Source organism: Kurthia populi (assembly GCF_042686175.1).
GTDB classification, from domain to species: domain Bacteria; phylum Bacillota; class Bacilli; order Bacillales_A; family Planococcaceae; genus Kurthia; species Kurthia populi.
Genome location: NZ_JBHUOR010000098.1, coordinates 1 through 14,059, shown reverse-complemented (window position 1 = coordinate 14,059; position 14,059 = coordinate 1). Strand labels below are relative to the sequence as shown.

Below are 14,059 nucleotides of genomic sequence, written 5' to 3'. Positions count from 1 at the left end.
ATCAATTAATACAAAATTAAGTTAGATATGCGTGTTGGAAAATATTTTTTTGACACTCAAAAATGGCGTGAGCCATTGATATATCAACATTTATAGAGGGAGGCGAGTAGATGAAAATAAAATTTTTTATTATAGCAATTGTGGTAGCGCTTAGTACGTTGATGATGGAAGTACCGGGGCAATCAATTGAAGCGAAAGCAAAGTATAAGACATATATTTCAAAGGTTTATAATGCAGGAGATGGGTATTACGAAGAAAATGGCTTTTTTGCAGGCAATTTTCAAAAAAAACTGCCAAGTGGACTAGTAGTGAAAAATGCCAGCAAGGATCAATGGGAACCTATATTAAAAGTATCTAAAGGAAAAAATATATTTTACATTGATACAAATTTTACGATGATGGTGAATGATGTATTAGCGTTTTCATCTTCTTCTACTGGATATTTAAATATGGTTTATATGGCATCCACTAGAGGGGGAGAAGTATACTATACCCTTCTAACGGTATCTCCGAATGGTAAAGATGTAAGAACATCACAAAAAATGTATAAGGGTGGGATAGATTCTGTCAAATTTACATCGCCAGATAAATTAAAAATTGTTCCTTATACAGGAAAAACAAAAGTTCATCGTTTTAAAAAGGGCACTATTAAATAAGGACTGATTAAATGACGTGTATTTTTTGCCATAGCATCACAGCGGCACAAATTCTTACGGAAACACCGCATTTTAAGGTGATTTTTGACATTGATCCAATTCAACAAGGGCATGTGCTTATTCTTTCTAAGGAACATCTCATGGATTTACGCGAGCTGTCAGAGGTACAGTTATTAGAGTTACATAAGCTTGAGAAGGCGATTATCACAATTTTTGAACAGGAGTTGTTGGTGGATGGCGTAAGTGTCATTCAAAATAATGGGGCCATTATGGATGAAGGTACACATTTTCATGTGCATCTCGTACCGCGGTATAAGGATGATAACTTTTGGACGCATCAGATCGTAAACCAAAAAGAGGCAGCACTTGAAACAGTAAAATTGCGTTTAAAGCGTCTGGCGAAATAGTCAGGCGTTTTTCTATGGCGTAAATATCCAATAATTATTCAAACTCCCTCATACTATACGCCTTTGCACATCGTGCGAGCTGGAAATTTTCTTCGGCATCACCGGCTGTTACTTCTGTGCAACATTCATTTCTTCAACTCGATGCACTTCATCAACATGATGGACAGTTATCGATGAATCAATTTCTTGTATGAAAAAGAAGAATGATTGTTTTCATTTGAACAATACTGGGTCTACTTGAATTTCCGTATTTCTTCTCGTTAATTCCATAATGAAGCGCTGTGTTTCTTTTGGTGAAATTTGAACTGTATGATAGTTATCGTAGGTGAGTTCAATGCGTTGCATAGAGAGTGCTGGTGCTGTGAAGGGGTTTTTGGTTTTACGAATTGCTGTGATTTCCGAAATGAGAATTCGTTTGGTAATTGGGCCATATGAAATCTTTACATGCTTTTTTTCAATTGTATAGTGCGTATTAAACCAAAATGAGCTAAATAAAACAATGATAGCAAGCATCAACAAAATCGTCAGGATGCTGATTTGAGTCGTAATTGTCGCATAAATGGTGCCGAGACATAGAAAAATAGGGATCCAAATGAGTAAGCTCATCGAAATATCTTTACGTGATGAAAATCGTATAAATGCACCTCCTTTGTATTTATGTTACCATTTAAATGGAATTAATAGCGAGGCATAAAGCGAAAATCATTGAGATGTCTTCAGAGGATATTTTTCAAAAAAGGCAGTTTTAAAGCAGGTGCATCTTTGTTTGGAATAATATTATCGCAAGTAGTGATGCATTAGATAAATTGTAGTTAAGTGCCACTAGATATTTTTAACAGAACTTTTATGTCTTGCACTTATTGCAACACATTTTTTGAGAAAAGAGATAGAATAAATTATTGTAGAACTAAAAGACAAAGGATTGAGGACGCATTAACGACTTACATACATGCCCAGTTTGTGGCTTTGAAAATTTAGAGAAACCAGTGTTTGTTAATGGAACATATCATGAAACATTTGAGACCTGTGATTGCTGTGGTTTTGAGTTTGGTGTGAGTGAGCATAAGGGGCTAGATCATGGCTATGTTCGACTGCCTGTACAGTTTATTGAAGCGGCTTTTCAACTGTACCGAAAAAAATGGATTGATGAGGAAGAGTGTCAGCTATTTGCACCGCAAAATATCCCCGCTGCTATTCAGGAAAATGGCGCAATTAAGCTAGAAGTCCTTATAGCACAATTTAAAAATTTAGGCTTGGACGTATCAAAATTTGGAATTGATGCGCTAGAAGATGTCACAATCCTAGAGGAAGAGGACAAAAAAGGAATATATCCTTGTCCAATTTGTGGCTTTGAGGGGTTACTTAATCCGGTCTTTGAAGACGGAGAATATAAAGCTACCTTCGACATATGTGGGTGCTGTGGTTTTGAGTTTGGATTTAGTGAAGACCACGAAATTGAGCATGGCTATGTTTGTTTGCCAGACGAATATATTGAGATGGGCTTTCAAATGTACCGGAAAAAATGGATTGACGAAATGAAGCGTAAAATTTTCGCGCCACAAGATGTGCCTGTCGAATGGCAAAAACATGGTGCTCTAAAAATAGAAGTCGTCATCCGGCGACTAGAAAAGCTAGGTATTGATTTAGAAAATTGTGCTATTGAAGCCGTTCAACAGTATTTGAAGCATCATGGCTAAACTTATACGAAAAAAGGTATTGCATTAGATGCAGTACCTTTTTTTATTCATCCAGTGTATAATACGGCTTTTTCAAAAGATCATAGGGTTGATTAGCTTCTGGCTGATGGATATTCAATGTGTAGGGGAGTGATAATGTGTTGAAATCTTCCTCCTCCAAGCAATTAATAAATAAATCATACCCCTCTAAATCATTTGGCCAAAATGTATTTTTCGTGTTTCCTTTTTCAAGCGTCAGATTAATCGCATCACGCAATTTTTCAAGACCTGCTCGTGTTGCGCTAATATAGGCTTCGCCATGCCATGACTCCTGCGCATAAAGATGACAAAAAGGATACGGTTCTTCTTCTACAGATGGCGCTTGTTGCTCTTTTTTCAGTACATGTGTATTTTTTCGTTGGCGCATTTGTGTCACTTCCTTGTTTTAGTATGGGCTTCTTCCTTTTTATTATATAGTACGTATTCGTTTTTATGTTGGCAACCGCCACCCCACTATATGCGTTCCATTATTTAGGAGGTGCAAATTATGAAATACATAACACAGCTTTTACTCGGCGGCATTCTTTTCGTAGTAGCGGCTATTTGTGCGCTGTACGAGGGAAGTGCGGTCAGGGATATTCCATGGGAGTGGGCGTATACAACGCCTTTTTCACAGCTATTTGGGATTTCGATTGTGACGGGGCAGGAAATTAGCCAGCTAGATTTTTTAGTCTATGCGGCGAAATATCAGCCGGTTTTTCCTATTTTGATGCTTATTAGCTTATGCTATAGCTACTTTGTCCTGCGTCATTGGATAGTCAGTCATTACCCGAAAGTCGGTCAGCTGTTGACTGTTGTTGTCAGTGTACTATTCATTGGCGCTAGTATAGCTCTATTCAAGGCATCGACGACTGGGGGCATTCTGTTGTTCTGGCTGCTGCTTAGCATGGCGCTTATAAATAGCGCATTATCCTTTAAATTCTGGAAACCCGCAGTCCAATAAAAAAAGCCACGAACATTGGCGTTCGTGGCTTTTTTTCGTTCAGTTTATTTTGAAGCTTCTTCTAATAATGTTTTTGCTTTTTCAGCATCCGCTTCGACTTTGTTCCCTGTATCTACTAATGGGCTTAGTGGTGATACAGCGTTCATTTTATTGCCTTTGTAGAAGTCGATAATGGCATTTTGGTCTACTGAGTAAAGGACAGCTTGGCGTAATTTCGTGTTTTTCGCGATATCCGCATCATTCATATTGAATGCTAAGTACGTTACACCATTACTTTTATTTTTTTGTAATGTTAATTTCTTATCTTTTTCAACTAGCTCATATTTCGTTTCAGGCACACCATTTAAAATGTGGATGTCACCGTTACGTAATGAAGATAGGGCACTGTCTGGATCTGCGATAAATTTAACAGATACATTTTTGATTTTTGGTTCATAATCTGAGCCAGTGCGGTAAGCTGGGTTTTTCTCGAATTTTGCTTCGTAGTCATCTTTTGTTGTTAGGATGTATGGACCACTTGCATATAATTCGTTGTTGTAGGCTTTACCATCTGTAATTGTTGCCGCATCACCGTATGATACGTCTTTGTCTGCATCGTATTTTGCAACATCATACGTGTTGATTTTGTTTACTTGTTTTTCAGAAACGATACCTGCAGATTGGTGTGCAAGGTAGTTTAATACTTGTGGGAAAGCTTCTGTTGTTGTTACTTTTACCACTTGGTATTTACCCGCTTTATTATCAACTGCTGTTTTATCTGCTTCTAATGATTTGATTTTTGAATCAACACCGTCTTCTAATACTTCACGGATTGATTTGCCATCTGCTGTTTTTGCATCTAATTCTTTTGTATCTGTAACGATTTCAATGTCTTTCATATTTTCATGTAAGCTGTATGTGCGGTGGTCCGGTACAGATTTTGGATCTTTCGCGCGGTCTAATGAGAATTTAACGTCCTCTGCACCAACGCGCTCGCCTGTATCAACTGCTTTTTTATCTGTTACTTTCGCAAAGTTGATGTCATCGCGTAATAGGAAGTAGTAGTTTTTATTATCTTCAGCTGAAGCATAGTTATAAGATAGTGAGCCATCTGCTACCACTTCATCATCATCTGTTAGGTTCACTAAACGAACGTACATATTTGTATTTAATGTGTTGATTGAACCATCATTCCCTTTGATAGGGTCTAATGATGTTAATTCACCGATTGCTTGCTGTGTTACAAGTGGGTCTTTCACATTTTTTGCTTTGTCTTTGAATGAAACATTTTCCCATACGGCTGCACGTGATTTAGGTAGGCGCACTGTGCTTTCATCAATGACATCTGAGTTTACGCCTTGTGCTTTATAAGATGTGTAAAGTGGTACGATATACGCTTCGTCAAATACAAGACGTTGCTCTAAATCTTTATAAGTTGCTGTGTAGTCATCTTTTGTTTGTGTGCTTGCTTTGTTGATTAAATCATCAAGCTCTGAATCTTTAACGATGCTGTTGTCACCATCTGATGTGAAAAGTGAGCGAACCGCATAGTCTGGGTTCCCTGTTACAGTTGTCCAGCTTGAAAGGGCGATGTCATAGTTTCCGGCATCTTTTTGAGAAGTGAAGCTACCGTAATCTGGTTGGATATTTAATTTTACGTCAAAGCCATTTTTTGATAATTGGTCACGTAAAATATTTAAATCATCTTCATTTGAGCTCATGCTTAAAATTTCAATTTCCTGTGCTTTTGTTGTTTTCTTTGATGAATCATCATCCGATTTTTCAACATCGGATTTTGTACTTAAATTACAAGCTGCTAGCACTAATGTTAAGGCTGCAACAAGCAATAAAAAGATTTTCTTCATGTGAATCCCTCCAAGTAAGTTAGTCAAGCTTTGGATCAAAGGCATCGCGTAGTGCATCGCCTAAGAAGTTAAATGATAAAACTAATAAAATAATCGCAATCCCTGGGAAAATCGCCAAGTATGGATTGGTTTCAAGATACATGCTACCAACTTTTAAAATATTGCCCCATTCCGGAATATGTGGGCCAACGCCAAGTCCTAAGAAGCTAAGACTACTTGTGGCGATCACCGCGCCACCAATTGTTAGCGTTGCTTTGACAATCATTGGTGCAAAGGCATTTGGCACGATTTGCTTAAAGATAATGGCTAAATCATTTTCACCAAGTGCACGCGAAGCCTCGACATATTCCAGATTAGAAATCATCATGACATTGGCACGCATTGTTCTGGCATAGGTTGGAATCGAGCCGACACTTAGCGCAATGATTAAGTTCGTCGTATTCGCACCAAATGCCGCGATAATCGCGATAGCTAGTAGCACACCTGGAATCGCATATAAAATATCTAATAGACGCATGATGATATTGTCTACATATTTTGTATAGTAGCCAGATAGCGCACCTAGCACACCGCCAATGATAAGCGGAATGAGTGTTGACAGCACACCAACAAGTAATGAGATGCGGGCGCCGTAAACGATACGTGAATACACATCACGACCGAAGTTGTCTGTGCCAAATGGATAGGCAAGAGATGCACCCTGTAGCATATTTGAATAATCATTGCTTACCGCAAAGTCATACTCAAATGTCCAGTAGCTCATAATCGAAATAGCGAATGTGAAGAAGATGAAGAGCATCCCAATCATCGCGGTAAAGTTTTTTGTGATTTTCAACCATACCGTATTCCATTTCGCAATTGTTGATGGGTGACGATTTGTTGATTTTAGCAGCAAGCTTATGCCAAGAATGAAGTGAAATAAATTCCCTGATACGAGGCATAGTAGCGCTACAATCCCCAATATGAATTTTGTTTTGACCTTTGTATTTTCGCGGTATAGCAGGATGACGAAAAGTAGGTCAATGATGAAAATAATAATGAGTAAGCCCATGCCGATTAAAAATGTATTCGACACATATGGTTTAAAGACATTGACTGCTGATAAAACGATTAAGAAGAACGTCGTAATCAGCGAGTAATAGGCAAGCGTATACTCAATCGAACTTTTTTTGCGAAGTAGCGCAAAGGCATTAGTGACGGTGAAAACATTGCCGAACACAAGGCCAATTAATTGAATACTACTAAGCATGCGGGTCGATTTTTGAATCGCACCGTGTGTTGTTAAATCCTTTTTGACGCGCATGACAATGAGCCATTGTAGAAGTGTCGTCACGACAAATCCGATGGTCAGATATAGCCAAATCACGCTCGTCGTATGCTGAATCAAGTTGAAGGCGAAAACAAGCGCCAGTACAAGTGATAGTACGAAGGCGAAGTTTGCCTGCTTATAAACTTGAGACTGCTTTAGGGCAAAGGTTGAATAATTGCTCAAGTGACTCACTTCCTACGAATTTTTCATTTTTGATCGAACACGTGGGTTTAAGAGGGCGTATAAAATATCGATGATTAGATTGACAAGCGAAATCGTAATCGCAATATAGACAACCCCACCCATAATTGCCGGAATATCCGGAATAAATTGCTTGTCTACAATGTAGCTACCAAGACCGCTAATATTGAAGACTTTCTCCGTTACTGCCGCACCACCAAGCATGGCACCAAATTGTAGGCCAATGACCGTAATAATTGGAATCATGGCATTGCGTAGTGCGTGGTTGAAGAAAATTGTCATGGAGCCGAGGCCCTTTGCTTTCGCTGTAATCATATAATCCTCATTGATGACCTCTAAAATCGACGAACGCGTCATCCGCGCAACAGCCGCTGTAAGCCCTGTCCCTAGTACAATCACCGGCATAATAATCGAGCTATATTGCTCAGGTGAATAGGTAGCAGGCAGCCACTGAAGCTTAATTGAGAATTCTAAAATCATAATCAGACCTTGCCAGAAGCTTGGAATTGACAGCCCGATTAAGGCGATGAACATTAGGGCATAATCCCAGAATGTATTCATTTTTGCCGCTGACAGCATGCCGATTGGAATCGCCACGATAATTGTCAGTAGTAAGGACAGCACCGCAATTTTCAGTGTTACGGGGAATTTATTCGCGATGCTTTCAGAAACATCTTCCTTCCCAGTAAAGGATTTACCTAAGTCAAAGGTGAAAATCCCTTGCACACTTTCCTTTAACTGAACGCCGTATGATTCATTTAAACCATGCTGTTCATTAAAGGCTTCCTTCTGCTCAGTCGTCGCTGATTCCCCTAAAATATTCGCGGCAGGGTCCATTGGTGAGAAATACAAAATTGTAAACACCAGAATCGACACCCCAACAACGACGAAGATACTTAATACGAGACGATCCACGATATAGCGGCTAAAAGCATTGCCATACACCCAAAGGAAGGCGTACATCACAATCCCGAAAATAAACGTGCCATAAAAATAGGATTTTTTCGAAATTTGCTGAGCGAAAAATTCACGATAAGACGTAAGTTTGTTATCAGCATGTTCCAAATTCGCATTTTTTTCTAAATATTGCGTCGCTAATTGTGTCGCCGTATGATGGATTTCTTGTTCATTAATACTTTCATTAAAATAGTTTTTTTCTGCCCGAATCTGGCGACTATACTTGGCAATCAGTTCGTCTAGCTGATGCTGTTCTAGTTGCTTTTGACCCTTTGTAGAGATTTCGTCGCTACGTTTCTTCGCCGCTTGATAAAGAAAAAACGTGATGAGATGTAGCGGGAACCCTAATATAAATAGTAAAATTCGATAGAAAAATACATTGGAAAGTTTTCTGAATGTGTACGCAAACTTAGACACTTCAGAAGGTTTATTCATTCTTTTCCCTCCAAACTCAACAAAACCTAGTTATTTACTATACATTTGTAGTATAATGAACGTAAAATTACAAGTCAACCTAATTTACCCAAAAAAGGAGAAGTTGTTTATTATGACTAAGTTATTAGAAATAGAGGATTTGCGCGTTTCCTTCGTTTCCAATGATCGTGAATTCGAAGCAGTGAAAGGTGTATCATTTAGTTTAAATAAAGGTGAAACCCTTGGTATCGTTGGGGAATCGGGCTCGGGTAAGAGTGTGACCGCACGCTCGATTATGCGTTTATTGCCTTCTCCACCAAGTCTTCTAAAGGGCGGTTCTATTCAATTTTTAGGACAGGAACTAACAAATAAAAGTGATAAAGAAATGGAGAAAATTCGTGGGAAGGAAATCAGCATGATCTTCCAGGACCCGATGACCTCGCTTAATCCGACCATTAAAGTTGGTGTGCAAATTGCAGAAGGTATCCGAAAGCACCGTGATGTGACGAAGGAGCAGGCGAAGCGCGAAACAATTGAACTTTTAGAGCTTGTGGGCATTAAGGATGCGGAAAATCGCTTTAAACAATATGCGCATGAGTTTTCAGGTGGAATGCGTCAGCGTGTCATGATTGCGATGGCCCTTGCTTGTCAGCCGGAGCTTTTAATTGCCGATGAGCCGACGACTGCACTTGATGTGACGATTCAGGCGCAGATTTTACGTTTAATGAAGCAGATGCAGCAAAAATTTGAGACATCGATTATTTTAATTACGCATGATTTGGGCGTTGTTGCGGGGATGTGTGACAAGGTCATCGTCATGAAAGAGGGCGAGATTGTCGAGGCGAATACGACAGAGGAGATTTTCAAAAATCCACAGCATCCGTATACAAAACGCCTGTTAAATGCCCTTCCAAAGCTGCATGAAAAGAAAAAAATCAAGCCAACACCTGAGCTACCTGCAGACATGGACCCATCTGTGCCGCTTCTTGAGGTACAATCACTCAAGCAGTATTTCACCGTCGAAAAGGGCCAGCAATTTAAGGCTGTTGATAATATTAGCTTTGCGATTCAGCCTGGCGAGACACTGGGCCTTGTAGGGGAATCTGGCTCAGGGAAAACGACGACGGGGCGCTCGATTTTACAGCTAAATACGCCGACAGATGGCGATATTTTATATAAAGGGATGGCGGTAAATCGCCTATCACGTAAAAAGCTAAAAACGCTGCGTAAGGAAATGCAAATTATTTTCCAGGATCCGTATTCATCACTCAATCCACGCATGAAGGTGCTTGATATTATCGGCAAGCCACTCGATTTGCATAAATTAGTGAAAACGAAGGCAGAGCGTACACAGCGCGTCGAGGAATTACTCGAGCTTGTCGGTCTTGAGAAGGAACATGCGATGCGCTATCCACATGAATTTTCAGGTGGTCAGCGCCAGCGTATTGGGATTGCGCGTGCCTTAGCGGTAAATCCAAAATTTATTATTTGTGATGAGCCGTTATCCGCACTTGATGTGTCGGTGCAGTCGCAAATCGTGCGCCTACTAGAGGATCTACAGCAGAAGCTTGGCCTGACGTATTTATTCATTGCCCATGATTTATCAATGGTGAAGCATATTTGTGACCGCGTCGCTGTGATGAATAATGGTAAAATTGTCGAGCTAGCCGAAAGCGAGGAGCTGTATACAAATCCACAGCACCCGTACACACAATCACTCATTGCCGCTGTCCCAATCCCGGACCCGGCGATTGAAGCACAGAAAATGAAGAAAAATATTGATGCCGGAATCCAAAAATATGACTTCACGAATACAGAACTCGTAGAAGTAACACCCGGTCACTTTGTGGCACAGGAAGTTGGCTAAGAACAACCCACTCGAACAACTACGTTTGAGTGGGTTTTTCGCTGTAGTATGGCATAATAGAGTAACGAAAATGAAAGCAGGGTGTAAAAATGGCCGTTTATCATGATTTTTTATTTATAGACGAGAAAAATGACCGATTAATTGAAGAAATTAATTTGGAAGAGGATTTTTACGATTATATTAATGAAAATATCGAGTGTGATAGTGACAGCTATCTGTATAATTTAGTGCCAATAATTTATTCCAGTTATGTTGAAGAGCCTTACGGGAATATTATACCGAAGGAGAAAGGCCTTACTTATACGGGGATTTGTGTGGTTAATCACTATGGCTTTGATTGCTTAACAAAGATGTTGTTAGAATGGATCGCTGTATTAGAAAAATTAGATGGTGAATATTATTATCCAGATTTAATCGGTTTAACGGAAGCTGAATTAGCTAACATGTCCGTTGATGAATTAGAAGAATTAAAAGAAGCGTACTTTGTGAAGTCTGAGGTAATGAAAAAATTACAAACATGTGTGAATTATTTAGCTACGTTCGATTCGCCTGATTATGTCGTGCATTATCAAGGGATTTAACGGAAGGTGAAAGTACAATGACTTATTGTTTGGTTTTAAATGGGAATTTATTCAATATACATATACAATAGCATTTTAAGAATGGAAGAAAGGAGGCCGTTTTTGCTGATAATATAATAGGTTGTAACTTTTCTTTTGGAATCAATATTTTAATACATAAAGGGTGGTTATTACATTGGATTATTTAAAAATGTTTGTTATATATTTGATTGTTGCGTTTCTATTAGCCTATTTTGCCTTTAATAATAATGTGAGTTCTTCTCTTTTAATTGCTGTATCAGGCGCTCTTGTATTTTTAATTATTTCATTTATTTTTGATAAAGTAAGAGCTGCTAAATAAACGAGCCACCTAGTTGATTTTATAAAAAAAGCCCCACATTTTAATCAAAATGTGGGGTTTCCTATTGGAATTTAAAGTTTCTAATTTACCCAGGCGTCATAAATATACTTATAGCAATAAAAATAGAAAACAAGCCTGCAAAAATTGATATATTCCCAAGTCCCTTTTTATCTTTCATTCTTTCGTCGGTGCCAGTTAAAAGTAGCGTAATACCTAAAAGTAGTACGATGTAGGGTGCTGTCCACGTAGCTCCGCTGATGAGTGAATACCCAGCTAATAGACCAGTAAGGACAGAAAATACTATGTGTAAAATTTTTAACAATATAGTCACCTCGTTTACCTATGTATGAAAAAAGCACAAATGAAATTCATTTGCGCTCCTTTTACTGTAATTCAATTATAGCAAAAAATTCCATTTAATATAAGACTGTTTCTAGTCCTATTTTCCATGTAATATTAAAAATCTACTACGGATAGGGGGAGTTTGAATGGAATATGTGTATCATATGGTGCCGCGTGAGATGAAGGGGAATGTACTGCTTTCGTTAAATGAGCTAAAGGAGCCTTATCCTGCGCTTTACGAAACATACACTAAGAAATATTTTAATACAGAGGGCCGCCCACATCTTTTGAAAAAGCGCATTCCAACGTTAGATTGCTTGTGGAATGATGTCATTTTTCTGCTACCGATACATCCGTCTAACGTGTACGAGGGAATGCGGAAGCTCGGTATCCGGGTTAAAAAGGATGTGCTTTTTTATAAAATTCCGGTAGAAAGGTTGCTTCATAATCAAAATGCGGTTTATCTGTACCGTAAGGACTATTACGAGGGGCCAAACAAGGACATTCCACCACAGGAGATTCAGCTTATTGATATTCATGACTATCCGGCTTGTGATGAGCTACCACCAGACACCTACGCGTATTTCGACGAAAGTCATCAAAAGGGCGAGCCATTTGGCATGTTTGCCTATGTGCCGCATATTTTAAGTAAGGGTGAGATTTCAATAGAAGGTGTTGAGATCATAAATTGGTCAGCGACTGTGGACTTCTAAAGCAGAATAGCACGGGGCTTCTATTAGGATAAAGTAGTTAATCGAAAGGCGCTGCTCCAAGAAGTGGCGTTTTTTTCTTGATTTTACGCATTATTTTAAAGTATGTAAATTCTTGCCACCTATCTACCGGAAAATGAAATATACTAGAATAGCAATAACAGCAAAAGGAGTTTTACAATGAAGAAGTTATACATAATGCTAGGGGCTATGAGCTTGCTTGCGGGTTGTGGCTCAGACTCTGATCGTACAACAAAGCCAATAGATGATGAACTGCAGCAAGAGTTTGTCACATCTATACAGGAGGTTGTACAAAATCAGGAGGAAATGGGCGATGTCACATGGCCAGAGGATGTGGAAGACTATCATATTGTTGATAAAGGCGATGGCATATATGATACATCCGGTAAATTTACGTGGCAAAATGAAGAATATGAATTTGACATTAGCTTCGAAATGAACGCAGATGCAGATGAGGACATGTATTCGTATCAATTAAAAGATTACAAGGTGGATTAAGTAGACGTGGCAACGAAAATTTTCAGAACCGTCTTATTCATCGTAGGACTAGTACTATCTTATGTAGCATATCAGGACGGACGACCAGATGTCGGCATTGTCTTTTTAGTATGCACGGGCGGTTATTTACTGACCGTTGTGCTAGAGCAAATTTTCAGTAAGAAAAAGACGGCGGAATAAATTAAAAAAAGTGAGCTCCCTTATCCGGGAAACTCACTTTTTTTCTTTTTTGATAGGGCAATAAAGGCGCCTAAAACGGCTAATACAATACCGAGGACGAGATTCCACGACAGCGCGCTTTCACCAATTACCACACTCGCAAAGCCACCAATCGCCGGGAATAGCGCGACCATATAGCTGCTTTCCGCGGCCCCCATATGCTTCACAAGCAGTAGGTAAAGAAGCCATGCGATAAAGGAGGCGAAAATCGCTAAATACAACAGCCCTCCCCAGTAATGAAGTGAGGTAGGAAATACAAAATCCTTCGCCGTCACAAGCGCAAAAAGTAGTAGGCTAAGCGTTGCGACAAGCATACCGATTGTATTGGCACGCACCGGATCGATATTTTTTTCGTTATTATAATAGGAAAAAACATCGCCAATCGATGTCACAATCGTACCGATAGCCGCCAGTCCAATGCCTAGTAAAAAGCTTGAAGAAATCGTATGTAAATCTGGGTATAAAATGATGACCACACTCAGTAGACCAAGTGCGCCACCTATGTAAATTTTGTTTTATAGCGGCGTCTTAAAGACAATACGTAGGAAAATGGGCGTCGTAATCGCCTTTAATGAAAAAATAAGCGTCACAAGCGCCGCTGTACTATAAATCGTGCCATAGTACAGCAGTAAATAGCTCACCGCAAAATTACAAATCCCAAAGCCGATAATCGTAGCGTAATTCGTATGCGCCTTTCGAAGCGGTAGCCTCTTTATCTTCAGCAGCATATAAAACAGTACGAAAGCAATCAACGAACGGTAAAACAATGACACCTCAAGCGCCGCCTCAGTGCCCTGTATTTTCACCGCAATAAAATTCAGACCCCAGATAAGCATACAAAAGACATACATCACATAATTCAATTTAACCAAACCCCTCGTCACATTTCTGTATGAACATTACAGATGGTGTCAATAACGCCTCTAAATTCTCCGATAATATCGGGATAAAATTCCCCATTATAGAGTTAAGTAGTTAAATGATTAGCTGGGAATATCCCAGCTTTTTTCTTTT

General features: G+C 39.2%; 18 protein-coding genes. 10 read left to right on the top strand and 8 right to left on the bottom strand.

Annotation, left to right across the window (positions count from 1 at the left end; all coding sequences use genetic code 11):
• The first annotated feature begins 110 nt into the window (after positions 1-110).
• Both ACFSY7_RS11535 and ACFSY7_RS11530 read left to right on the top strand, forming a co-directional pair.
• Entirely contained in the window at positions 111-656 is a 546-nt protein-coding gene (locus tag ACFSY7_RS11535; RefSeq protein WP_380147943.1) for a hypothetical protein, read from the top strand.
• An 11-nt stretch (positions 657-667) separates the two neighbouring features.
• Positions 668-1,063: an HIT family protein gene (locus tag ACFSY7_RS11530; protein ID WP_380147942.1), complete on the top strand. Its 396-nt coding sequence runs from the start codon at positions 668-670 to the stop codon at positions 1,061-1,063.
• A 213-nt stretch (positions 1,064-1,276) separates the two neighbouring features.
• On the opposite strand, the gene ACFSY7_RS11525 is transcribed toward ACFSY7_RS11530, so the two are convergent.
• Entirely contained in the window at positions 1,277-1,669 is a 393-nt protein-coding gene (locus tag ACFSY7_RS11525; RefSeq protein ID WP_380147941.1) for a PH domain-containing protein, read from the bottom strand.
• A gap of 380 nt (positions 1,670-2,049) precedes the next feature.
• On the opposite strand from ACFSY7_RS11525, the gene ACFSY7_RS11520 reads away from it, so the two are divergent.
• Positions 2,050-2,760 carry a hypothetical protein gene (locus ACFSY7_RS11520; RefSeq protein ID WP_380147940.1) on the top strand — a complete coding sequence of 237 codons (711 nt, stop codon included), beginning with the start codon at positions 2,050-2,052 and terminating at the stop codon, positions 2,758-2,760.
• 43 nt (positions 2,761-2,803) lie between these two features.
• Here the strand turns inward: ACFSY7_RS11520 and ACFSY7_RS11515 are convergent, their stop codons facing one another.
• Positions 2,804-3,166 carry a hypothetical protein gene (locus tag ACFSY7_RS11515; protein ID WP_380147939.1) on the bottom strand — a complete coding sequence of 121 codons (363 nt, stop codon included), beginning with the start codon at positions 3,164-3,166 and terminating at the stop codon, positions 2,804-2,806.
• Between the two features lie 120 nt (positions 3,167-3,286).
• On the opposite strand from ACFSY7_RS11515, the gene ACFSY7_RS11510 reads away from it, so the two are divergent.
• Entirely contained in the window at positions 3,287-3,742 is a 456-nt protein-coding gene (locus ACFSY7_RS11510) for a DUF4306 domain-containing protein (protein ID WP_380147938.1), read from the top strand.
• 44 nt (positions 3,743-3,786) lie between these two features.
• Here ACFSY7_RS11510 and ACFSY7_RS11505 read toward each other — a convergent pair whose 3' ends face one another.
• Genes ACFSY7_RS11505 through ACFSY7_RS11495 form a run of 3 tightly spaced genes read right to left on the bottom strand, consistent with a single transcriptional unit; the run spans position 3,787 to position 8,488 of the window.
• Entirely contained in the window at positions 3,787-5,586 is a 1,800-nt protein-coding gene (locus ACFSY7_RS11505; protein WP_380147937.1) for an ABC transporter substrate-binding protein, read from the bottom strand.
• A 19-nt stretch (positions 5,587-5,605) separates the two neighbouring features.
• The gene (locus tag ACFSY7_RS11500) at positions 5,606-7,078 is read right to left on the bottom strand and encodes an ABC transporter permease (protein WP_380147936.1); all 1,473 of its coding nucleotides are present in this window, start codon (positions 7,076-7,078) and stop codon (positions 5,606-5,608) included.
• 12 nt (positions 7,079-7,090) lie between these two features.
• Positions 7,091-8,488: an ABC transporter permease gene (locus ACFSY7_RS11495; RefSeq protein ID WP_380147935.1), complete on the bottom strand. Its 1,398-nt coding sequence runs from the start codon at positions 8,486-8,488 to the stop codon at positions 7,091-7,093.
• A gap of 112 nt (positions 8,489-8,600) precedes the next feature.
• Between ACFSY7_RS11495 and ACFSY7_RS11490 the strand changes: the two genes are divergently transcribed.
• The 3 genes from ACFSY7_RS11490 to ACFSY7_RS11480 all read left to right on the top strand — a co-directional run bounded on the left by ACFSY7_RS11490 (position 8,601) and on the right by ACFSY7_RS11480 (position 11,255).
• Positions 8,601-10,334 carry an ABC transporter ATP-binding protein gene (locus tag ACFSY7_RS11490; RefSeq protein ID WP_380147934.1) on the top strand — a complete coding sequence of 578 codons (1,734 nt, stop codon included), beginning with the start codon at positions 8,601-8,603 and terminating at the stop codon, positions 10,332-10,334.
• 89 nt (positions 10,335-10,423) lie between these two features.
• Positions 10,424-10,915 (top strand): hypothetical protein, encoded by a 492-nt coding sequence (locus ACFSY7_RS11485; RefSeq protein ID WP_380147933.1) that lies wholly within the window; start codon positions 10,424-10,426, stop codon positions 10,913-10,915.
• A gap of 175 nt (positions 10,916-11,090) precedes the next feature.
• Positions 11,091-11,255, top strand: a complete 165-nt coding sequence (locus ACFSY7_RS11480; protein WP_380147932.1) for a hypothetical protein — start codon at positions 11,091-11,093, stop codon at positions 11,253-11,255.
• An 85-nt stretch (positions 11,256-11,340) separates the two neighbouring features.
• Here ACFSY7_RS11480 and ACFSY7_RS11475 read toward each other — a convergent pair whose 3' ends face one another.
• Positions 11,341-11,577 (bottom strand): DUF3953 domain-containing protein, encoded by a 237-nt coding sequence (locus ACFSY7_RS11475; protein ID WP_380147931.1) that lies wholly within the window; start codon positions 11,575-11,577, stop codon positions 11,341-11,343.
• A 166-nt stretch (positions 11,578-11,743) separates the two neighbouring features.
• Here ACFSY7_RS11475 and ACFSY7_RS11470 point away from each other — a divergent pair, with 166 nt between their 5' ends.
• The 3 genes from ACFSY7_RS11470 to ACFSY7_RS11460 all read left to right on the top strand — a co-directional run bounded on the left by ACFSY7_RS11470 (position 11,744) and on the right by ACFSY7_RS11460 (position 13,006).
• The gene (locus ACFSY7_RS11470) at positions 11,744-12,310 is read left to right on the top strand and encodes a group-specific protein (RefSeq protein ID WP_380147930.1); all 567 of its coding nucleotides are present in this window, start codon (positions 11,744-11,746) and stop codon (positions 12,308-12,310) included.
• A gap of 177 nt (positions 12,311-12,487) precedes the next feature.
• On the top strand, positions 12,488-12,826 hold the full coding sequence (locus ACFSY7_RS11465) for a hypothetical protein (protein ID WP_380147929.1): 339 nt from the start codon (positions 12,488-12,490) through the stop codon (positions 12,824-12,826).
• Between the two features lie 6 nt (positions 12,827-12,832).
• Complete coding sequence (locus ACFSY7_RS11460; protein WP_158620969.1) at positions 12,833-13,006, top strand: hypothetical protein; 174 nt, start codon at positions 12,833-12,835, stop codon at positions 13,004-13,006.
• A gap of 20 nt (positions 13,007-13,026) precedes the next feature.
• Here the strand turns inward: ACFSY7_RS11460 and ACFSY7_RS11455 are convergent, their stop codons facing one another.
• Positions 13,027-13,521 (bottom strand): EamA family transporter, encoded by a 495-nt coding sequence (locus tag ACFSY7_RS11455; protein WP_380147928.1) that lies wholly within the window; start codon positions 13,519-13,521, stop codon positions 13,027-13,029.
• 39 nt (positions 13,522-13,560) lie between these two features.
• Entirely contained in the window at positions 13,561-13,899 is a 339-nt protein-coding gene (locus ACFSY7_RS11450) for an EamA family transporter (RefSeq protein WP_380147944.1), read from the bottom strand.
• Positions 13,900-14,059: the final 160 nt, after the last annotated feature.